The 18,840-nt window shown below is 72.7% G+C and carries 21 protein-coding genes; 12 read left to right on the forward strand and 9 right to left on the reverse strand.

Going from position 1 to position 18,840, the window contains the following annotated elements; all coding sequences use genetic code 11:
* From GA0115242_RS21025 to GA0115242_RS21035, 3 genes are all read left to right on the forward strand, one after another.
* The coding region (locus GA0115242_RS21025) for a lycopene cyclase family protein (RefSeq protein WP_237549191.1) at nt 1-762 on the forward strand (762 nt) is incomplete at its 5' end.
* 23 nt (nt 763-785) lie between these two features.
* Nucleotides 786-1,676, forward strand: a complete 891-nt coding sequence (locus GA0115242_RS21030; protein WP_093830748.1) for a methyltransferase domain-containing protein — start codon at nt 786-788, stop codon at nt 1,674-1,676.
* Complete coding sequence (locus GA0115242_RS21035) at nt 1,673-3,220, forward strand: FAD-dependent oxidoreductase (RefSeq protein WP_093830750.1); 1,548 nt, start codon at nt 1,673-1,675, stop codon at nt 3,218-3,220. Before GA0115242_RS21030 ends, GA0115242_RS21035 begins: the two co-directional genes overlap by 4 nt.
* Nucleotides 3,221-3,225: 5 nt before the next feature.
* On the opposite strand, the gene GA0115242_RS21040 is transcribed toward GA0115242_RS21035, so the two are convergent.
* Together GA0115242_RS21040 and GA0115242_RS21045 are read right to left on the reverse strand one after the other, a co-directional pair.
* Nucleotides 3,226-3,747 (reverse strand): hypothetical protein, encoded by a 522-nt coding sequence (locus tag GA0115242_RS21040; RefSeq protein WP_176729870.1) that lies wholly within the window; start codon nt 3,745-3,747, stop codon nt 3,226-3,228.
* 189 nt (nt 3,748-3,936) lie between these two features.
* A complete protein-coding gene (locus GA0115242_RS21045; RefSeq protein ID WP_093830752.1) occupies nt 3,937-4,164 on the reverse strand; it encodes a DUF2945 domain-containing protein in 228 nt (75 codons plus the stop codon).
* A 157-nt stretch (nt 4,165-4,321) separates the two neighbouring features.
* Between GA0115242_RS21045 and GA0115242_RS21050 the strand changes: the two genes are divergently transcribed.
* Together GA0115242_RS21050 and GA0115242_RS21055 are read left to right on the forward strand one after the other, a co-directional pair.
* Complete coding sequence (locus tag GA0115242_RS21050) at nt 4,322-5,380, forward strand: NAD(P)-dependent alcohol dehydrogenase (RefSeq protein WP_093830754.1); 1,059 nt, start codon at nt 4,322-4,324, stop codon at nt 5,378-5,380.
* 196 nt (nt 5,381-5,576) lie between these two features.
* Nucleotides 5,577-5,792: a DUF4177 domain-containing protein gene (locus GA0115242_RS21055; protein WP_093830756.1), complete on the forward strand. Its 216-nt coding sequence runs from the start codon at nt 5,577-5,579 to the stop codon at nt 5,790-5,792.
* A 125-nt stretch (nt 5,793-5,917) separates the two neighbouring features.
* On the opposite strand, the gene GA0115242_RS21060 is transcribed toward GA0115242_RS21055, so the two are convergent.
* From GA0115242_RS21060 to GA0115242_RS21070, 3 genes are all read right to left on the reverse strand, one after another.
* A complete protein-coding gene (locus tag GA0115242_RS21060) occupies nt 5,918-6,601 on the reverse strand; it encodes an HAD family hydrolase (protein ID WP_093830758.1) in 684 nt (227 codons plus the stop codon).
* 137 nt (nt 6,602-6,738) lie between these two features.
* On the reverse strand, nt 6,739-7,005 hold the full coding sequence (locus GA0115242_RS21065) for an HPr family phosphocarrier protein (protein ID WP_093830760.1): 267 nt from the start codon (nt 7,003-7,005) through the stop codon (nt 6,739-6,741).
* A gap of 84 nt (nt 7,006-7,089) precedes the next feature.
* Complete coding sequence (locus tag GA0115242_RS21070; protein ID WP_093830762.1) at nt 7,090-9,189, reverse strand: transketolase family protein; 2,100 nt, start codon at nt 9,187-9,189, stop codon at nt 7,090-7,092.
* A gap of 248 nt (nt 9,190-9,437) precedes the next feature.
* Between GA0115242_RS21070 and GA0115242_RS21075 the strand changes: the two genes are divergently transcribed.
* The 5 genes from GA0115242_RS21075 to GA0115242_RS21095 all read left to right on the forward strand — a co-directional run bounded on the left by GA0115242_RS21075 (nt 9,438) and on the right by GA0115242_RS21095 (nt 13,148).
* Nucleotides 9,438-10,166, forward strand: coding sequence for a GntR family transcriptional regulator (locus GA0115242_RS21075; protein WP_093830764.1), 729 nt, complete (start codon nt 9,438-9,440; stop codon nt 10,164-10,166).
* Between the two features lie 39 nt (nt 10,167-10,205).
* Nucleotides 10,206-10,661 (forward strand): PTS sugar transporter subunit IIA, encoded by a 456-nt coding sequence (locus tag GA0115242_RS21080; protein ID WP_093830766.1) that lies wholly within the window; start codon nt 10,206-10,208, stop codon nt 10,659-10,661.
* Nucleotides 10,658-10,939 (forward strand): PTS sugar transporter subunit IIB, encoded by a 282-nt coding sequence (locus tag GA0115242_RS21085; RefSeq protein WP_093830768.1) that lies wholly within the window; start codon nt 10,658-10,660, stop codon nt 10,937-10,939. Before GA0115242_RS21080 ends, GA0115242_RS21085 begins: the two co-directional genes overlap by 4 nt.
* Nucleotides 10,940-11,216: 277 nt before the next feature.
* Nucleotides 11,217-12,605, forward strand: a complete 1,389-nt coding sequence (locus GA0115242_RS21090) for a PTS ascorbate transporter subunit IIC (protein WP_093830770.1) — start codon at nt 11,217-11,219, stop codon at nt 12,603-12,605.
* 345 nt (nt 12,606-12,950) lie between these two features.
* Nucleotides 12,951-13,148: a DUF397 domain-containing protein gene (locus GA0115242_RS21095; protein ID WP_346013516.1), complete on the forward strand. Its 198-nt coding sequence runs from the start codon at nt 12,951-12,953 to the stop codon at nt 13,146-13,148.
* Between the two features lie 55 nt (nt 13,149-13,203).
* Here GA0115242_RS21095 and GA0115242_RS40805 read toward each other — a convergent pair whose 3' ends face one another.
* From GA0115242_RS40805 to GA0115242_RS21110, 4 genes are all read right to left on the reverse strand, one after another.
* The gene (locus GA0115242_RS40805) at nt 13,204-13,365 is read right to left on the reverse strand and encodes a hypothetical protein (protein ID WP_161353207.1); all 162 of its coding nucleotides are present in this window, start codon (nt 13,363-13,365) and stop codon (nt 13,204-13,206) included.
* 44 nt (nt 13,366-13,409) lie between these two features.
* Nucleotides 13,410-13,799, reverse strand: coding sequence for a hypothetical protein (locus GA0115242_RS21100; protein ID WP_141721692.1), 390 nt, complete (start codon nt 13,797-13,799; stop codon nt 13,410-13,412).
* Between the two features lie 151 nt (nt 13,800-13,950).
* Nucleotides 13,951-14,811, reverse strand: a complete 861-nt coding sequence (locus tag GA0115242_RS21105) for a helix-turn-helix domain-containing protein (protein WP_093830776.1) — start codon at nt 14,809-14,811, stop codon at nt 13,951-13,953.
* An 868-nt stretch (nt 14,812-15,679) separates the two neighbouring features.
* Nucleotides 15,680-16,048: a VOC family protein gene (locus tag GA0115242_RS21110; RefSeq protein WP_093830778.1), complete on the reverse strand. Its 369-nt coding sequence runs from the start codon at nt 16,046-16,048 to the stop codon at nt 15,680-15,682.
* A gap of 62 nt (nt 16,049-16,110) precedes the next feature.
* Between GA0115242_RS21110 and GA0115242_RS21115 the strand changes: the two genes are divergently transcribed.
* Together GA0115242_RS21115 and GA0115242_RS21120 are read left to right on the forward strand one after the other, a co-directional pair.
* Entirely contained in the window at nt 16,111-16,572 is a 462-nt protein-coding gene (locus GA0115242_RS21115; RefSeq protein WP_093830780.1) for a MarR family winged helix-turn-helix transcriptional regulator, read from the forward strand.
* A gap of 686 nt (nt 16,573-17,258) precedes the next feature.
* On the forward strand, nt 17,259-18,779 hold the full coding sequence (locus GA0115242_RS21120) for a catalase (protein WP_093830782.1): 1,521 nt from the start codon (nt 17,259-17,261) through the stop codon (nt 18,777-18,779).
* The last annotated feature ends 61 nt before the right edge of the window (nt 18,780-18,840 follow it).

Below are 18,840 nucleotides of genomic sequence, written 5' to 3' on the forward strand. Positions count from 1 at the left end.
GCCGTCCGGGCCCGCTGGGTCTTCGACTCCCGCCCCCTGACCAGCCCGCCGCCCGCCCGGACGACGCTGCTCCAGCACTTCCGCGGCTGGTTCGTGCGCACCCGCCGCCCGGCCTTCGACGCCGACCGGGTGGACCTCATGGACTTCCGCACCCCGCAGCCCGCCCACGGCCTCTCCTTCGGCTACGTCCTGCCGAGCGGCCCGCACGAGGCGCTGGTGGAGTACACCGAGTTCTCCCGCGCGCCGCTGACCGGCCCCGCCTACGACCGCGCCCTGCGCCACTACACCGCGACCGTGCTGGGCCTGGACGCCTTCGAGGTCGTCGGCACCGAGACCGGGGTCATCCCCATGACCGACGCGGTCTTCGCCCGCCGGACGGCGCCCTCGGTCTTCCGGATCGGCGCCGCCGGGGGAGCGACCCGGCCCGCCACCGGCTACACCTTCGCCGGTCTCCAGCGGCAGACCGCGGCCGTCGCCGAGGCCCTGCGCCGGGGCCGCGGCCCGCTGCCCCCGCGAGCCCACCCGACCCGGGCCCGCGCCATGGACGCCGTCCTGCTGCACGCCCTCCACAGCGGCCTCGTGGACGGCCCCGCCTTCTTCACCGGCCTGTTCAGCCGCGTCCCCGCGACCCGGCTGCTGCGCTTCCTGGACGGCGGAACCCGCCTCGGCGAGGAGATCGGCATCGGCCTGCGCACCCCGGTGCGGCCCATGCTGCGCGCCGCCGCCGAGGTCGCCAGGCTGCCCCGCCGACCCGCCCCCTGACCCCGCCCCCACCTGGAGACCGCATGACCCGTCTGCACGACGCGGAACTGGCCGCCGCGTTCGACCGTGCCGCGCACGGCTACGACACGCTGGTGGCCGCCAACCCCGGCTACCACGCCCACCTGCGCCGCTCCGCCCGCAGGCTCGGCCTCGGACCAAGCCCCGAGGGCCTGCGGGTGCTCGACCTCGGCTGCGGCACCGGCGCGTCCACCGCCGCCCTGGCCGCCGTCCTGCCCGGCGCCGAGATCACGGCCGTCGACGCCTCCGCGGGCATGCTCGAACGCGCCCGCGCCAAACGCTGGCCGGGGCGCGTCACCTTCGTCCACGCCTCCGCGGAGGACCTCACGGGCGCCGGGGCCGGAGCCGGGAGCGGGAACGGGGGCCAGGGCGGAACCGGGGGCCCGGACGAGGGCGGAACCGGGGCGGGGATTGCGACCGGGACCGGGGCGGGGACCGCTACCGGGACGGGGACTGCTACCGGGACCGGGGCCGGGATTGGGACCGGGGCCGGGGCCGGGGTCAGTGGGCCCTTCGACGCGGTGTTCGCCGCCTACCTGTTCCGCAACGTCACCGACCCGGACGCCGTCCTCGCCCGGGTCCACGGCCTCCTCGCCCCCGGCGGACGGCTCGCCGCGCACGAGTACACCCTCAGCGGCCGATGGGCCCACCGCGCGCTCTGGACGGCGGTCTCCCGCGGCCTGGTCCTGCCCGTCGCCACCGCGCTCGGCGACGGCCCCCTCTACCGCCATCTGTGGCGCAGCGTCGTGGAGTTCGACACCGCCGCCGCCTTCACCGACCGGGTGCGCGCCGCCGGGTTCGACCGGGTGCGCGCCCTGCCGCTGCCCGGCTGGCAGACCGGCATCACCCACACCGTCGTCGCCCGCCGCGCCGACCGCCCGGCGGGCCCCCGATGAGCGCCGCGCGGCCGGGACGCGACCGGTGCGCGGTCCTGCTGCCCGCCCCGCCCGGAACCCCCGACACGGGGGGCAGGCGCCGGACCACCGCCGTGATCGGCGGCGGGATCGCCGGACTCGCCGCCGCCACCGCGCTCGCCGAACGCGGCGTCGCCGTCACCCTCTACGAACGTGAGCACCACCTCGGCGGCCGGGTCGGCGGCTGGAGCACCCGGCTGCGCGACGGCTCGACGGCGACGATGAGCCGCGGATTCCACGCCTTCTTCCGCCAGTACTACAACCTGCGCGGCCTGCTGCGCCGCACCGACCCCGGGATGCGCCGCCTCACCGCCCTGCCCGACTACCCGCTGCGCCACCGCGACGGCGCCCACGACAGCTTCCGCCGCGTCCCGCGGACCCCGCCGCTCAGCGCGCTCGGGTTCGCCGCGCTCAGCCCGTCCCTGCCCGCCCGGGAAGTGCTGCGGATGAACCCCGTCCCCGCCCTCGCGCTCCTCGACGTCCGCGTCCCCGACCTGTACCACCGGCTCGACGACGTCAGCGCGCACGACTTCCTCGACTCGCTGCGGTTCCCGCGGGCCGCGCGCCATCTCGCGTTCGAGGTCTTCTCCCGCAGCTTCTTCGCCGACCCCCGGCTGCTGTCGGCCGCCGAGATGGTCCTGATGTTCCACATCTACTTCCTCGGTTCCGCCGAGGGACTGCTGTTCGACGTCCCCGACGAGCCCTACCCGGCCGCCCTCTGGGACCCCCTCGGCGCCCACCTGCGAAGCCTCGGCGCCGACCTGCGCACGGGCACGTCCGTCGAGCACGTCGCGCCGACCGGGGACGGCGCCTTCACCGTCGCCACGGACCGCGAGGAGACCCGGCACGACAGTGTCGTCCTGGCCCTCGACACCGCCGGACTGCGCGCCCTCGCCGCCCGTTCCCCCGGCCTCGCGGACCCCGCCTGGCACGAGCGGATCGACCGGCTGCGCACCGCCCCCGCCTTCCTCGTCTCCCGGCTCTGGCTCGACCGGCCCGTGGACCCCGGCAGGCCCGGCTTCCTCGGCACCGCCGGATACGGCCCGCTGGACAACGTCAGCGTCCTCGAACGCTGGGAGGGCGAGGCCGCCCGCTGGTCCCGGCGCACCGGCGGCTCCGTCGTCGAACTCCACGCCTACGCACGGCCCGCGGACGCCGACCGCGACCGGGAGGCCGGGGAACTCGCCGCCCGGCTCGGGCAGGTCTACCCCGAGACCCGCGCCGCGCGCGTCGTCGACGAGCGGCACGAGTGGCGCGCGGACTGCCCGCTCTTCCCGGTCGGCGGCCACGGCGACCGGCCCGGCGTCCGCACCGGCACGCCCGGCCTGGTCCTCGCCGGGGACCTGGTCCGCGTCGACCTGCCCGTGGCGCTGATGGAACGGGCCGCCACCACCGGTTTCCTGGCCGCCAACGCCCTGCTGTCCCGGTGGGGCGTACGGGGCCACCCGCTGTGGACGGTGCCCGACCGCGGGCGCAGCCTCCTGCTCAGGTCCCTGGCGCGGCCCTCCCGGCGCGGGACCCGGTGACCGGCTCAGGTACCGGCCGCGGTGTCCCCGTCGTCGCGGACCGTCAGGACGGGCGTGCGCACGGGGCCGGGCGAGAAGCGCGGCGCGGTGGGCGTCCCGTCGGGCAGCACGTCGACGGACGTCTGCGACATCTCCTGCTCCGGCGACCCACCGGGCACGGCCGGGCGGACCTGCCCCAGCGAGAGGTACCCGAGGACGACGGCGACCACCCCGGCGGCGACGAACCCGCCGACCCGGCGGCACCGGGCACGGGCGTCGAGGTCCCGCCAGCGCCGCGTCGGCGCGGGCTCCCGCGCGTCCCACAACTCCCCGACGGTGGCGGCCTGTTCGGGCCCCGGCGCCGACGCGCGCCGGGCCCGCGCGGGTATCCCCGCGGCACGCTCGCGCGCGGACGGCTCCCTGGGCGCGGACGCCCCGATGGCCCCCTCGCTGTCGTCGAGGAACCTCTGCCAGACGGAGTCGGGGAGGGGAGCGCCCGCGTACCCGTCGTCCGCGTCCCCGTGCCGCTCCTGCTGCCCACCGGCCACTGAATCTCATCTCCACGCGTGTATGCCGACGGACAGGATCCCGCATCGCGCCGGGGAGAGGAAGTCCGGGTCCGGTGCAGGTCCGGTGCCGACTTCCGCACCGGGCACGGGACGGCCCCGGACCGGCCCCGCCAGAACCTCCGCTCGATCCTCCGGGACCTCTCCCGGCGTCGTGGCCGCTTCCGACGGTCAGGACTTCTTCTTGCGCAGCGACCCCGGCTTGTGGACGGCGGACCGGCCGGACCGCTCGCTGCGCACCTTGTACTGCGGGTCGTCCCGGTCGGCGTCGACCGTGCGGCCCGCCTCCTCGGTACGGGACGTGATCTTCTTCTCGACCCGGCCCGTCGTCTCGTGACCGTGGCTGTTCCAGGCGACCCGGTCGCCCTTCGAGAGCTTCTTCCCGCCGGATCCCGCCATGGAGACCCCTCCGTTCTGCTCGGTTCCGTTCCCTCCAGCGTCGCCCGGACCGGGCCCACGGCGCATCCCGGGCCCGGTCGCCCGTCGTGCGTGCGAGGTGAACCGCCTGATACTGGACTAAAGGGGGCATTGCAATCTGTGCGAGGAGACGACGACCATGACCACGACCGTGACCGCGCTGTCCGCGAGCAAGGCCGGAGCCCCGTTCGAGACGATCTCCCTCGACCGCAGGGACCTGCGTCCGGACGACGTCCGGATCGACATCAGGTACGCCGGGATCTGCCACTCGGACATCCACCAGGTCCGCGACGAATGGGGCGCCGCGCTGTTCCCGATCACCCCGGGCCACGAGATCATCGGCACCGTCGCCGAGGTGGGCGCGGACGTCCGGGACCACCGGGTCGGCGACACCGTGGGGGTCGGCTGCTTCGTCGACTCCTGCCTGACGTGCGAGGCGTGCCGCGACGGCGAGGAGCAGTTCTGCGAGCGGGGCGTCGTGCAGACCTACTCCTCGCGCGACTACCACGGCGAGGTCACCTACGGCGGCTACAGCCGCCAGATCGTCGTCCGCGACCACTTCGTCCTGAAGATCCCCGACGGGGTTGACCTGGCCGCGACCACCCCGCTGCTCTGCGCGGGCATCACCACCTACGCCCCGCTCAAGCGGTACGGGGCGGGCCCCGGCGTCAAGGTCGGCGTGATCGGCATGGGCGGACTCGGACACGTCGCCGTCAAGATCGCCGCCGCGCTCGGCGCCGAGGTGTCGGTGCTGAGCAGGACGGACAGCAAGAAGGCGGACGGTCTCGCCTTCGGCGCGCACGCCTACCACGCGACCGAGGACGCGGGTGTCTTCGACGACCTGGCGAACCACTTCGACCTGCTGATCAACACGGTCGGCGCCGGGATCCCGCTCGGCAGCTTCCTCGGCACCCTCGGCCGGGGCGGTGTCATGGTCAATCTGGGCGCTCCGAGCGAAGCGCTCAGCGTGCCCGCGTTCTCCCTGCTGACGCTGCGGCGGGCGGTGGCCGGATCGATGGTCGGGGGACTCGCCGAGACGCAGGAGATGCTCGACTTCTGCGCGGAGCACGGGATCACCGCGACGATCGAGATGATCTCGGCGGACCAGGTCGACGCGTACTACGACAAGGTGGTCAGCGGTGACGTCCGTTACCGCGCGGTCATCGACGCCGAGACCCTGCGCGCCCCCGCGGCGTAACCGTCAGCGGTCCCGCCTCCCGGCAACGGGCCGCCGCCGACAGGCCGTTGCCGTGCACGGTCCGTGCCCCCGACCCGCACCTCCCGGGTGCCGCAACCGCCACCCGGCGTCCGCGCGCTCCCGTCGACCGTGGATGATGTCCTCGCCCTGGCCATTTCCCATCCCATCCGGCCCGGCCGGCAGGAGGACCCGCACCATGAGCAGCGCGCAGACCCACGAGTACAAGGTCGTCACGTTCCGGGAGTCGCTGATCGGCGACGCCCTGGACAGCGACAAGCTGGAGAAGGTCCTCAACAAGCACGCCGAGGACGGCTGGAGCCTGAAGGCGATCACGGCCGCCGACGTCAAGGGCCGGATAGGTCCCGGCGCCGTGGAGGGTCTGCTGCTGACCTTCGAGCGCCCGCGCGACTGACCGCGACCGCTCCTTGAACGCGCCGACGCCCCCGACCCCGAGAGGAGCCGGGGGCGTCGGCGGTGCGGACCCCGACGGCGCGGTGCCGGACGGCGCGGTGCCTGACGGCGTCCCGCGAGGAGCCGTCACCCTCCGACCAGCCCCCGGTCGATGAGCTGGGACAGGTCCTCGACGACCCCGGCGTCCGCGTGCGCCAGGGCGGACGCCGGGGTGGGCCCTCCGGCGTAGCCGACGACCCGCATGGCGGCGGCGAGCGCGGCGTCCACGCCCGCCGGGCTGTCCTCGACGACCAGGCAGTCGCGCGGCGGATGGCCGAGGACGCGCGCCGCGTACAGGAACAGGTCAGGCGCGGGCTTGCCCGCGTGCACGTCGTCCGCGCTGAACACCCGCCCGTCGAACCGGCTCTGAAGCCCCGTCAGGGACAGCGAGTGCGCGATGCGTTCGTGGCTGCCGCTGGAGGCGACGCAGTAGGGCACCGACCGGGCGTCGAGGTGGTCGAGCAGCTCCGTCACCCCCGGCATGGTGCGCGGACGCGCGGCGAACGCGTCGCGGACCCGGGCACGGTACTCGATCAGCCACCGGGGCCCGACCGGCACCGTCGCGTGGGCGCGTATCTCCTCGTACAGGTAGGACTCGGGGCGGCCGAGGAACCGGTCGCGCACCTCGTCGGCGGTCAGCGGCCACCCCGCCTCGGTGGCCATGGCCGCCACGATGTCGGGGCCGATGCGCTCGGTGTCCACCAGGACGCCGTCGCAGTCGAGGACGACGAGCCGGACGTCGGACGGTACGGCCTGCGGGCGCGTGTTCACACTGGACCTCGCTTCTGGGGGGAGGGACGGACCACGCCGCCGCCGAACGCGCACGACGGCGAACGACCGCCGGGCGGGCCGCACTTGTCGTGACGTCGATGGCGGGCGGACCGCGCATGACGTGATGTGACGTGACGTCAGTCGTCGTGGTCGTGGGTGAGCAGACCGGCCAGCGCGTCCAGCGCCGCCTCGGCGCCGTCGCCCTCGGCCGCCAGCGTCACGGTGTCGCCGTGCCCGGCACCGAGCGCCAGCACGGACAGGAGGCTGCGGGCCGGGACCGCCGGGCGGCCGTCCCGCGCGACGGTCACCGGCACCGGCTGCTCGGCGGCGGCACGGGCGAACGCGGTCGCCGGACGGGCGTGCAGTCCGCTGCTCAGACCTACGGTGACAGTGCGTTCAGGCATGGGGATTTCCCTTCGGGAGCGGTCGAGTTCGGGAGGAGGGAGAACGCGCGGCCCGGCGTCGTGCGGCCCGGCCGGGTCCCGGTGTCAGGAGCGGGCGGACGACAGCGAGGCGACGGCGGCCCCGACCACCGCGTCCACCGTGATGCCGACCGCGGCCATGGCGTCGTCCGGGGGAGCGGAGGTGCCGAAGTCGTCGACGGTCACCGCCTGTCCGTGCGCGCCGAGCAGTCCGTGCCAGCCGAAGGAGGTGCCCGCCTCGACGACCACGCGGGCCGTGGCCGACGGCGGGACGACGAAGTCCCGGTACTGCGCGTCCTGTTCGGTGAACCATTCCAGGCAGGGCACCGACACGACCCGCGCGCGGATGTCCCGCCCGGCGAGCTGCTCGCGCGCGGCGAGCGCCACCGCCACCTCGCTGCCGGACGCCAACAGGACCACGTCCGGTGTCTCCTGAGCGTCCGTCACGACATAGGCGCCGCGCGCCACTCCGGCCCGTACGTCCGCCGCGGGCGTCGGCAGGACGGGGAGCGCCTGACGGGCGAGCGCGAGACCGACCGGCCCCCGCCCGGCGAGCGCGGCGAGCCAGGCGGCGGCCGTCTCGTTGGCGTCGGCCGGGCGGACGACGGCGAGTCCGGGCATGGCGCGCAGCGACGCCAGGTGCTCCACCGGCTGGTGGGTGGGGCCGTCGGCGCCCAGGGCGACCGAGTCGTGGCTCCAGACGTGGACCACCGGCAGCCGCATGAGGGCGGCCAGACGCAGCGAGGGGCGCTGGTAGTCGCTGAAGACCAGGAACGTCCCGGCGAAGGGCGTGTCGTAGCCGACCAGGGCGATGCCGTTGAGGGCGGCCGCCATCGCGTGCTCGCGCACCCCCCAGTGGATGTTGCGTCCGTGCAGACCGCGCCCGTCGTTCTCGTCGGCGGGCAGGAAGGAACCGCCGGAGGCGATGGTGGTCCGGTTGCTGTCCCCGAGGTCCGCGGAGCCTCCCCACAGCCGGGGCAGCGCGGCGGCCAGCGCCTGGACGACCTTCCCCGAGGCGTCGCGCGGGGCGACGCCGGAGCCGGTCCCGAACGCGGGCAGCGCCGCGGCGACGGCGTCCGGGTCCGGCGCCGCGACGGCGAGCGCGCGGGCCCGCGCCGCCTCCGGGTGCGCGTCCGCCCAGCGGGCCAGCTCGGCGTCCCACGCGGCGTGCAGACGCGCACCGCGCGCGAGGGCCCGGCGGGTGTGCCGCAGGACGTCGTCGGGAACGGTGAACGTCCCCTCCACGCCCAGCAGTTCCTTGACCGCGGCGGCCTCGGACGCGCCGAGCGGAGCGCCGTGCGAGGCCGCCGTGCCGACCGCGTGCGGCGCGGGGTGGGCGATCCGCGACCTCAGCGCGATGAAGCTGGGGCGGCCGGTCTCGGCGCGGGCCGCCCTCAGCGCCAGGTCGAGGGCGTCGGCGTCCACGTCGCCGTCGGCGCCGAGCGCCACGGTCCGCGTGGACCAGCCCTGCGCGCGGAACCTGGCGACCGTGTCCTCACTGGTCGTCAGGCCGGTGTCGCCCTCGATCTGGATGCCGTTGTCGTCCCAGACCAGGACCAGGTTGTCCAGGCGGTGCCGCCCGGCGAGCGCCCCGGCCTCGTAGGAGAGCCCCTCCTGGAGGTCGCCGTCCGAGCAGAGCACCCACACCGTGCGGTTCGCCGGGCCCTCCGGTGACGTGTCGGCGCCCGCGAGACGCCCCTCGTCGCGCTTGAGCGCCATCGCCATGCCGACGGCGGTCGCGACCCCCTGGCCGAGCGGTCCCGTGGTCGTCTCGACGCCCGCGGTGTGCCGGTACTCCGGGTGCCCCGGGGTGAGCGACCCGAGGCGGCGGAAGCGGCGCAGATCGTCCAACTCCAGCCCGTAGCCGGTCAGATGGAGCTGCGTGTACTGGAGGATGCTGGCGTGCCCGCAGGAGAGGACGAACCGGTCCCTGCCCTCCCAGCCGGGGTCCGCCGGGTCGTGCCGGAGATGGCGCTGGTACAGCAGGTGGGCCACCGGTGCCAGGGCCAGTGCCGTACCGGGGTGCCCCGAACCCGCGGCCTCGACCGCGTCCACCGCGAGCGCCCTCGCCGTGGCGACGGCCCGGCGGTCGGCCGCGTCGAGGGCCGGGCCGTGCGCGGGGTCGGTCTCGGCCGGTGGCGTCGGCGCTGTTGCTGCGAAGGTCACGGAAACTCCTCAAGAGGGCATGACGTCATGATGACTTCCGGAAACGTAACCCACCCCCGCGACGGGACACCAGGGGCCCCGCGTCGATGTGATGTACCTGGCCAGAGCCGTGCGGGCGGGCTCTGCGGGCGATCAAGCCGCCGTCCCGCACCGGCAGATTTCGTTTAGGTGTCGACTATTGACGCTTCGAATGTCCTGTAGTCATCATGATGTCTCGATGATGAAAGAACCCGACAAGGAGGTCGTGGATGGCCGGGCACAAGTACGCACAGGTGCGCGACCATCTGCTGCGGCGTGTGCGGGACCTGCCCGTCGGCGACCGACTGCCCGCCGAGGGTGTCCTGTGCGACGAGTACGACGTGAGCCGCATCACGCTGCGCAGGGCCGTCGACGAACTCGTCCAGGACGGGTACCTCGTCCGTGAACACGGCCGCGGCACCTTCGTGAGCCACCCGCGCTACAACCTCAAGCACCGGGAACGGTTCGTGAACGAGGTGACGGGCTTCCACACCCAGCTCACCCGGCAGGGACACACGGTCTCCTCCCGCGTCACCGTGCAGCGGCGCGAACGGGCGGGCGCGCGGCTCGGCGCCGCCCTCGGCGTCAGCCCGGCCACCCCGGTCGTCCGCCTCGAACGCCTGCGCAGCGTCAACGGCGTGGTCCACCACCTGGCCGAGTCGTACGTCGAGGAGGACCGGTTCCCCGACGTCCTCACGGCGGACTTCACGGACACCTCCCTGTACGCGTACCTGCGGGCCAGGCACGACGTGCTCCTGGTCCGCAACGAGATCGTCGTCGCCCTGCACCGGTGCGACGCGCGAGAAGCCGGGCTGCTGGGCGTGGCCGAGGAGACCCCTCTGCTGCTGGCCACCTCCTGCGTCTTCGAACCGGGCCGAAAACCCGTCATCTTCGGCACCTCGAAGCTGCTGCCGGACACGGCGGAACTCTCCTTCGACATCGTGGCCGACGCCGAATAACCGCGCGACCGCCCCACCCCGTACCCCTACGGAGCACCCATGCTCAGCCGACTCCTCCCCGAGCGGAACATCCACTTCACCAGCGCCACGCTGACCTGGCGCGAAGCCATCACCCAGGTCGCCGCCCCGCTGCTGGAGGCCGGAGACATCACCCCCGAGTACGTCCGGGCCATGCAGGACTCGGTCGAGGCCGGCGGCACCTACATCGACCTCGGCCACGGCATCGCCCTCGCCCACGCGCGGCCCGAGCGCGGGGTCGTGCGCACCGGCATCGCGATGCTCCGCCTGCGGGAGCCCGCCCCGCTGCTCGACCTGCCGGAACACGCGGTCGACCTCTACTTCTGCTTCGCCGCGGCGGACGCCGACGCGCACATGCGCGCCATGGCCTCCCTCGCCCGCATCCTCTCGGACGCGGACACCCGTCAGGCCCTGCGCGACGCGGGCTCGGCGCCCGAGGTAACCAAGCTGATCACCGAATTCGAGGAGTCCGAATGAAGTTCCTGGCCATGTGCAGCACCGGACTCGGCAGCAGTTTCATGGTGCGCATGAACATCGAGACGATCGTGCGCGAGCTGGGTCTGGACGACGTCACCGTGGAGCACTCCGACATCAGCTCGGCCGGTCCCGACAGCGCCGACGTGTTCTTCGTGGCGAAGGACCTGGAGGACGCGGCCCAGGGCCTCGGCGACGTCGTCGTGCTCAACAGCATCATCGACATGGACGAGCTGCGCGACGCGGTCAAGTCCGCGGCGGCCCGCCACGGCAGCGTCTGAGGACCTGCCCTTCAGCGAGAGAAACGTTTCTCTCGCCGCTCCCGCACCCCAAGATCCTCCCGCTCGCGGGCGGCCGTCCCGACGGCGCAGCCCGCCCCCGACGGCCGGACGCGCCCGACGCCCCGGCCGCCGCACCCCCGCGGCACCCGGCGTCCCGGCCGTGCCGTCACGCGGCTGACCCCAGCCGCGGGTTCCCCTCCGCGCCGACGCGCCGCGCGGAACCCGTCCCCACCGCACCCGCACGCGGCCCCGTCGTGCCCGAAGAGAGGCGTTGTCAGTGAACGGCGTTCTTCAGAGTCTCCTGGATGTCTTCCGCGAGCCGTCCGTCATCGTCGGACTCATAGCCCTGCTGGGCCTGCTGCTCCAGCGCAAGTCGGCCTCCGACACGATCAAGGGCACGATCAAGGCGTTCGTCGGCTTCCTGGTCCTCGCGGCCGGCGCCGGTGTGGTCTCGGGCGCGCTGACCCCCTTCGGCGACATGTTCCAGCACGCGTTCGGCGTGCAGGGCGTGGTGCCCAACAACGAGGCCATCGTCGGCAAGGTCCTCACCGACTACGGCTCGCAGGCCGCGCTGATCTTCTTCTTCGGCATGGTCGTCAACGTGCTGCTGGCCCGCCTCACCACGTTCAAGTTCATCTACATGTCGGGGCACGTCGCCCTGTACCTGGCGGCCATGATCGCCGTCATCCTGATCGCCAACGGCTTCAGCAGCTGGCAGGCCATCCTCTGGGGCTCGCTCGCGCAGGGCCTGATCACCACCCTGTCGCCCGCCCTGGTCCAGCCCTGGATGCGCCGGGTCACCAAGAACGACACCGTCGCGCTCGGACACACCGGCAACTTCGGCATCGCCACCAGCGGACTCGTCGGCAAGTACCTCGGTGACCCCAGCAGGTCCACCGAGGACCTGAAGATCCCCAAGGGCCTCGGCTTCCTGCGCGACACCACCGTCGTCATCGCCAGCTCCATGGGCCTCATCTACCTCCTGGTGACCCTGGTCGCCGGTCCCGGCTACGTCGAGCGCGAGCTGAGCGACGGCCAGTGGTACCTGCTGTGGGCCGTCATGCAGGCGGGCAAGTTCGCCGCGGGCGTCTTCATCATCCTCGCCGGTGTGCGCGTGGTCCTCGCCGAGATCATCCCCGCCTTCAAGGGCATCTCGGAGAAGCTCGTCCCCAACGCCCGCCCCGCGCTCGACGTCCCGATCGTCTTCACCTTCGCGCCCAACGCCGTCCTCGTCGGGTTCCTCGCCAGCTTCGTCGGCGGCCTCATCGGCATGGGCGTCCTGGTCGCGGTCGGCGGCACCATCATCATCCCGGGCATCGTCGCCCACTTCATGACGGGCGCCGCCTCCGGTGTCATCGGCAACGCGACCGGCGGACGGCGCGGCGCCATCCTCGGCGCCATGACCAACGGCCTGCTGATCACCTTCCTGCCTCTGCTCGTCCTGCCCTTCCTCGGCGACGTCGGCCTCCAGAACTCCACGTTCTCCGACGCCGACTTCGGCGTCTCGGGCCTGCTGATCGGCGGCGCCGTGAACGCCGGGCACATCGCCGTCATCGGTCTGGTCGTCTGCGGCCTGATCGCCACGTTCGCGGCCAGCGCGATCGTCACCCGCCGCCGGGCGGCGGAACCGACCGAACCGGCGGAGGAGCCCCAGCCGGCCTCCTGACCACCACGGCACACAACCCCGGGCCCACGGACCCCGGGCGAGGCCCCCGGACCTCGCCCGACCGGTCGGTGGGGCCTCGGTGTGTGGCAACTGGCGTATGGCGGGCGCCTGTTGTGCCGAGCCGACGACGGGCGCGGGGGAACCTCTTTATCGGCCTGTTCCCGTCTGGCCGACCGGTTCAGTCGGCCGTAACCTGGATTTCAGTGACCGAAGGTAGCCTTTCGGGCGCTCTTTGTCGTGAACGGCGGAGGGGGATCCGGCCGTTGCTCTGCGACGGTGCGCATCCGCCCACTAGAGTTGCCGTGCATCATCCGGACGGTCGGGGGATCTGGAGGATCTGAGGTGGTGCATGGGGGGAGACCCTTGTGGCGCAGGAGCAGCAGAAGTGGCAACGAGAACGAGTGCGTGGAGGTCGCGGTGGAGTCCGGCCGCGTCCGGGCCCGCGACTCGAAATGGCCTGCCGCGGCCGTGGTCACCTTCGACGCCTGCGTCTGGTCCGAGTTCGTGGACGCTGTGAGGGCAGGAGAGTTACAGAACCCGTGACGTTCTCGACGAGCCAGCAGCGCAGGGGAGGGGGCCCGGTGGAAGCGTCGGCCGTTCAGCATCGGGGCAGGAACGCCCGCAGCCGGTCAGCGGCCGTGGGCAGGGCCATCACGTTCGCTTTCGCCGTGGGAGCCGTCGCGACCTTCGCGGCGGCGGTCGCGTCGACACTGGTTGACAGCGTTGTCCTCAAACGCGTCGTGTGGATCGTCGTGGCCATGATCATCGCGATCAGTGCCGGTCTGTGGCGCGCGGGGGCGTCGCCTACGGCGTCACTCCGGGATCCTGGTCCTCTTCCTCGCGGTTCGCAGGCGAGTTCGCACCGCTAGGGCGCCCCGCGCCCCGGCGGGTCAGGTAGCGCGTGCGGCCCCACTTCGCCATGAGGGCGACCAGCCCCGCCCCCACCACGCTGACCGACGTGGTGGCGCCCGGCGTCGGTATGGAGAGCTTGAGGCTGGCCGCCTTGGCGACCACGAACCCGATACACAGGACGGCGATCACCAACGCGACGATGCCTATCGCTCCGAGCAGAGCCAACCGCCGCAGCATGGTTCTGTCGCGAGCCGCCTCCAACTGGAGCGTGTTCGCCGTGCGGGCCCGCTCTATCGCGATCAGGTTCTGGGAGGTCGAGGGGTCCTGGATGGCCTGGGCCACGATGCCGTCGTGCGGCGGGGCATCCTCCGGTTGTGCGTCGTCGGGTGTGCCTGTCTCTGCCTGAAACCACTCCGTCAGGCGCTGCCATACCGACCTGGAGACCACTGGTGGCCTTCCCCCTGGCGTCCGTCACCGGCGACGGGCCCGGTTGTTAGTGGACTCCGAGGTCCTGCTGGATACGGCTGATCAGTGCGGCCGACGCGGCTTCGTCGAGGGCCAGATCGGTGATCGTGCGGAAGCATTCCTGGTAGCGGCCCAGCAGTTGGAGGTCCTCACCGCCGGTCATGCTGCCCGCGGCGTGCTCCAGGTACAGCAGGTCCTTCTCGTCGGGGAAGCTGAGCAGGACGAAGCTGCCCAGCGTGCTGTACTGCGCCCCGGCCTCGAACGGGAGCACTCGCACGGAGACTTCGCCGAGTTCGGCGACGGCGAGCAGGTGACCCAGTTGCTCGCCGAAGACCTCCTTGCCCCCGATCTGCCGGCGCACGGCGGCCTCGTCCAGGACGAACACGCAGCGCGGTCGGCCGGAGCCGTCGAACATCCGGTCCTGACGTTCCATGCGCAGGTCCACGATCTGACGGAACTTGTCCGCCTCCAGGTCCCGCGGGGCCAGCAGCGCCTCGGCGTAGGCGCGGGTCTGCAGATGCCCCGGCACCACGATCGGGTGGTAGGTGGAGAGCGAGGCCGCAGCGCCCTCGTAGCCGAGGTACTGGGCGAACTGAGGGGTGAGGACCTCGTGGTACTTGGACCACCAACTCGCCCCCTTGCTGCCGCGGGCCGCCTCGGTCAGCTCCTCCACCGTGTCGGCGTCCGCCACCGTGTACAGCGCCAGCAGCGCCTTGAGGTCGACCACCGAGACGCCGACGGTACCGGTTTCGACCCTGATCAGTTTCGACTGCGACCACTCGACCCGCTCGGCCGCCTCCCGCTGGGTCAGGCCCGCGCTCTCCCGCGCGTGGCGTAGGGCCAGGCGTAGTTTGCGCCTGTTGAGACTGGGGTCGATCTGGCGTGTCATCAGCGCTCCGCTCATCCCCGCGCACGTACCCGCGAACTCTTCGGCCATGCACAGAAAGTTCTTAGCTCTTAGCATCCATCATTATGCCTGAAGCTTTCTGCATAGAGCTGAATCGCGCTCACGGATGAGCGGAGGGTCACGCCTCGGGGCGACGGTGCCTGCGAGCTGGACAGCAGGGGCGTCTGCTCTGACTCAACGTCACCGGACACGGCTACGCTCCCGAACGGAGCAATTTTCGAGCGCAGGTGGCGCGTAAGGGGCGCGCAAGGGGGCGCACTGAGCCACCGGGTGGATCGCTCGCGACGACGCGGACCGATCAGACGTACAACGGGCGGGCCGTCGTGACGGCCCGCCCGTTGTACGTGAAGTCCTCACCCCGGTCTGTCAGTCGAACGAGATGCACCACATGGACGCCTCCCGGGTGAAGGTGGTGTCTGTGGTGAGCGCGTCCCCTGTCGAACGCGCGGTAGTGCGAGCCGTTGCTGCCCCACGACAGGTACGGGTTGTCGCCGCTGAGGAACCAGAGCCTGCCGGCGAGGTGGTTCGACGGCAGTCACCCGGTGACGGGGCTGGGGACGGCGGCGATCTCCACCGCCCGGGTGCCGGTAACCGCGTCCAGGAGTCGAAGTCGAGCCGGGCGGGCTGGATCGTGTGCGGGGGCAGTTGGGCGGACGGCGGTGATTGGGTGACGAACTCCCGGAGTTGAGCGCCGAACAGGGCGCGCGGATGTGTCCCGAGGGCGGAGATGCCCATCACCGCGACCAGTTGCGCAGCGGGCTGCCGGACAGCGCTCGGTGGGGGAGGGCGGGCGAAGACCGGCCGTTCCCGCCGCGAACCAGTGGGACGGGGATCCGGGGGGCCCCGCGGATTAGGTGCGGTCGTGCAGGGTGATCCGGTAGCCGTCGGGGTCGGCGAAGGTGAAGGTCCGGCCGAAGGGGCCGTCGATCGGCGCGGAGACGATCGTGTGGCCGTCGGCGGCGAGCGCGTCGTGGATCGCCTGCACGTCGGTGGCGTGGAGCCAGATCGCGGCACCGACGCCGGGCTGCGGGGCGGAGTCGAGATCGGTGCCGGGGACCACGTCCCGCAGGGCGAACGCGATCGGCTTCGTCTCGAAGACGACGGCGTGCGGGGGTCCGGCCTGCGAGCGGACGAGACCGAGGTAGCGCTCGTAGAACGCCTGCGACGCGTCGAGGTCGCGGGCCTGGAGCGAGAGGAAGTCGGGGCCGGTGGCGGGCATGGTGCAGCTCCTTCAGTCGTGTCAGTTATCTGACATGCACCAACCTATGTCAGAATCCTGACATGAGTCAAAACGGTGTCGGCGTCGATCTGGAGACGTCACTGGGGTACCTGCTGAAAGAGGCGTCGAGCGCGCTGCGCGCCGCCATGGAGGAGGTGCTGAAGCCGCTCGGGATGACGGTGACGCACTACTCGTGCCTCGAGCTGCTGGCCCAGCGGCCCGGCTTGTCCAACTCCGAGCTGGCGCGGGGCGCGTTCGTGACCCGGCAGTCGATGAACGTGCTGCTCCAGGCGCTGGAACGGGACGGATCCGTGACCAGGCCCGCAGAGGCCCCGGTCGGCAAGGCCCTGCCCGCGCGGCTCACCCCGCACGGCAGACGGTGCCTGGACGAGGCGTCGGCCGCGGTCAGGTCCGTCGAGGTCAGAATGCTCGCGGGTCTGACGGAGGCCGAGCGGGCGGGCGCGCTGGTGATCCTGCGGAGCATGGTCCGCTCCCTGCGCGAGGGCGGCGACGGCACGGCTTAGGGGACCGGCGGGTGGGGATGGGCGGGTGGTGCTCGGGCGGGCCCCGGATGGTGCGCAGGTGGGGCGCCTGCCCCGGCGCTCTGGGGCACGTGTGAGCAGGCTGGGCGCGCTGCGTCGCGCTGGGCGGGGTAGCGAGCGGGTCGGGCGCGCTGTGGCGCGTTGGGCGGGGTAGCGAGCGGGCTGGGCCTGCTGTGGCGCGCTGGGCGTGCTGCGGTGCGCTGGGTGGCGTGAGAGCGGGTGGGTGGCGCGGGCTCCACGGGCGGTGAGGCCGTCTGGCTCGCGCTGGACCTGGCCCGCCGCTCGATCCGACCCCGCCCGCCGGGGCGCCTGCGCGGCCCGGCATCGTCCGGCGGGCGTCCGGCATCGCCACCCGCGTATGGCCGCTCCCGCATGGCGGCTCCTACGTGGCCGCCCTCGCATGGCGGCTCCCGCGTGGCCGCTTCCCCGGCGGAGACGCCCGGCGCCGCCCCTCCCAGCCCGCCGCGCGTCTCCGCAGGTCACGGGTGCCCCCGCTGTCACAGCCTGCCCGCCCGCGGTCCCGCGAGGTCTTCCGGGATCCCGGCGGCTCGCCGCGGCTGTCGTGAATCATCCGTCCGTTCCGTCCGCTGGCAGAACATGTGTTTCAGCACCGCCGTTCCGGGCCACCCATCATCGGAAGCCGCGAGGGACCGGAAAGGAAGATCCAGATGACGGAGAACCGACCAGCGACCACCACGGACTCGGGTGCCCCCGTGGAGAGCGACGAGCACTCGCTCACCGTCGGGCCCGGCGGTCCGATCCTGCTCCAGGACGCCTACCTGATCGAGCAGATGGCCCAGTTCAACCGGGAGCGCATCCCCGAGCGCCAGCCGCACGCCAAGGGCAGCGGCGCCTTCGGCCACTTCGAGGTGACGGAGGACGTCAGCGCCTACACCAAGGCCGCCGTGTTCCAGCCGGGCACCCGCACCGACCTGGTCGCCCGCTTCTCGACCGTCGCCGGTGAGCGCGGCAGCCCGGACACCTGGCGCGACCCGCGCGGCTTCGCGGTGAAGTTCTACACCAGCGAGGGCAACTACGACATGGTCGGCAACAACACGCCGGTCTTCTTCGTGAAGGACCCGATGAAGTTCCAGCACTTCATCAGGTCGCAGAAACGCCGGGCCGACAACAACCTGCGCGACCACGACATGCAGTGGGACTTCTGGACGCTCTCCCCGGAATCCGCCCACCAGGTCACCTGGCTCATGGGGGACCGGGGCATCCCGCGGAGCTGGCGCCACATGAACGGCTACACCTCGCACACCTACATGTGGATCAACGCCGAGGGCGAGCGGTTCTGGGTGAAGTACCACTTCAAGACCGACCAGGGCATCGAGTGCTTCACGCAGGACGAGGCCGACCAGATGGCGGCCGCCGACACCGACTACCACACGCGTGACCTCTTCGAGCACATCCGGGACGGGGCCTTCCCGAGCTGGACCCTGCACGTGCAGGTCATGCCGTACGCGGACGCGGCGGGCTACCGGTTCAACCCGTTCGACCTCACCAAGGTGTGGCCGCACGCCGACTACCCGCTCATCCCGGTCGGCCGGATGACCCTGGACCGCAACCCGACCGACAACCACGCCGAGATCGAGCAGGCGGCGTTCCAGCCGAACAACCTCGTCCCCGGCATCGGCCCGAGCCCCGACCGCATGCTGCTGGCCCGGCTGTTCTCCTACGCCGACGCCCACCGCCACCGCATCGGCGGCAACTACCAGCAGCTCCCGGTGAACGCCCCGGTCGTCGACGTCCACACGTACTCCAAGGACGGGGCGATGGCGTACCGCAAGACCAGCGACCCGGTCTACGCGCCGAACTCCAAGGGCGGCCCGGCGGCCGACACCGCCCGCTACGGCACCCCGCCGAGCTGGGAGGCGGACGGCGCGATCGTCCGCGCCGCCTACGTCGACCACCCCGAGGACGACGACTGGGGGCAGGCGGGCACCATGGTGCGGGACGTCCTGGACGACGCCGCGCGCGACCGGCTGGTCGACAACGTCGTGGGCCATCTCCTCAACGGCGTCAGCGAGCCCGTCCTCCAGCGCGCCTTCGCCTACTGGACCAACATCGACGAGGGCATCGGACGGCGCATCGCGGAGGGCGTCCGGGCCAAGGCGGACGAGAAGGACCCCAAGGCCGCCGACCAGGGCAACCCCGCCCGCAGCTCCATGCAGCACAAGGCCTGACGCGGCTCCGGGAGAGGGCCACCGGCCGACCGCCCAGGACCGGCCGGAAGGCGCCCTCTCC

The organism is Streptomyces sp. SolWspMP-5a-2 (assembly GCF_900091845.1).
Taxonomy (GTDB): Bacteria; Actinomycetota; Actinomycetes; order Streptomycetales; family Streptomycetaceae; genus Streptomyces; species Streptomyces doudnae.

Bases quoted from the DNA above. Each gene is read 5' to 3' on its own strand.
- GA0115242_RS21045 (WP_093830752.1), bottom strand. From the start codon at position 4,164: ATGGCGGGATCCGGCGGGAAGAAGCTCTCGAAGGGCGACCGGGTCGCC.
- GA0115242_RS21105 (WP_093830776.1), bottom strand. From the start codon at position 14,811: ATGACACGCCAGATCGACCCCAGTCTCAACAGGCGCAAACTACGCCTG.
- GA0115242_RS21120 (WP_093830782.1), top strand. From the start codon at position 17,259: ATGACGGAGAACCGACCAGCGACCACCACGGACTCGGGTGCCCCCGTG.
- GA0115242_RS21075 (WP_093830764.1), top strand. From the start codon at position 9,438: ATGGCCGGGCACAAGTACGCACAGGTGCGCGACCATCTGCTGCGGCGT.
- GA0115242_RS21065 (WP_093830760.1), bottom strand. From the start codon at position 7,005: ATGCCTGAACGCACTGTCACCGTAGGTCTGAGCAGCGGACTGCACGCC.
- GA0115242_RS21050 (WP_093830754.1), top strand. From the start codon at position 4,322: ATGACCACGACCGTGACCGCGCTGTCCGCGAGCAAGGCCGGAGCCCCG.
- GA0115242_RS21055 (WP_093830756.1), top strand. From the start codon at position 5,577: ATGAGCAGCGCGCAGACCCACGAGTACAAGGTCGTCACGTTCCGGGAG.
- GA0115242_RS21085 (WP_093830768.1), top strand. From the start codon at position 10,658: ATGAAGTTCCTGGCCATGTGCAGCACCGGACTCGGCAGCAGTTTCATG.
- GA0115242_RS21115 (WP_093830780.1), top strand. From the start codon at position 16,111: ATGAGTCAAAACGGTGTCGGCGTCGATCTGGAGACGTCACTGGGGTAC.
- GA0115242_RS40805 (WP_161353207.1), bottom strand. From the start codon at position 13,365: ATGGCCACGACGATCCACACGACGCGTTTGAGGACAACGCTGTCAACC.
- GA0115242_RS21030 (WP_093830748.1), top strand. From the start codon at position 786: ATGACCCGTCTGCACGACGCGGAACTGGCCGCCGCGTTCGACCGTGCC.
- GA0115242_RS21035 (WP_093830750.1), top strand. From the start codon at position 1,673: ATGAGCGCCGCGCGGCCGGGACGCGACCGGTGCGCGGTCCTGCTGCCC.
- GA0115242_RS21080 (WP_093830766.1), top strand. From the start codon at position 10,206: ATGCTCAGCCGACTCCTCCCCGAGCGGAACATCCACTTCACCAGCGCC.
- GA0115242_RS21110 (WP_093830778.1), bottom strand. From the start codon at position 16,048: ATGCCCGCCACCGGCCCCGACTTCCTCTCGCTCCAGGCCCGCGACCTC.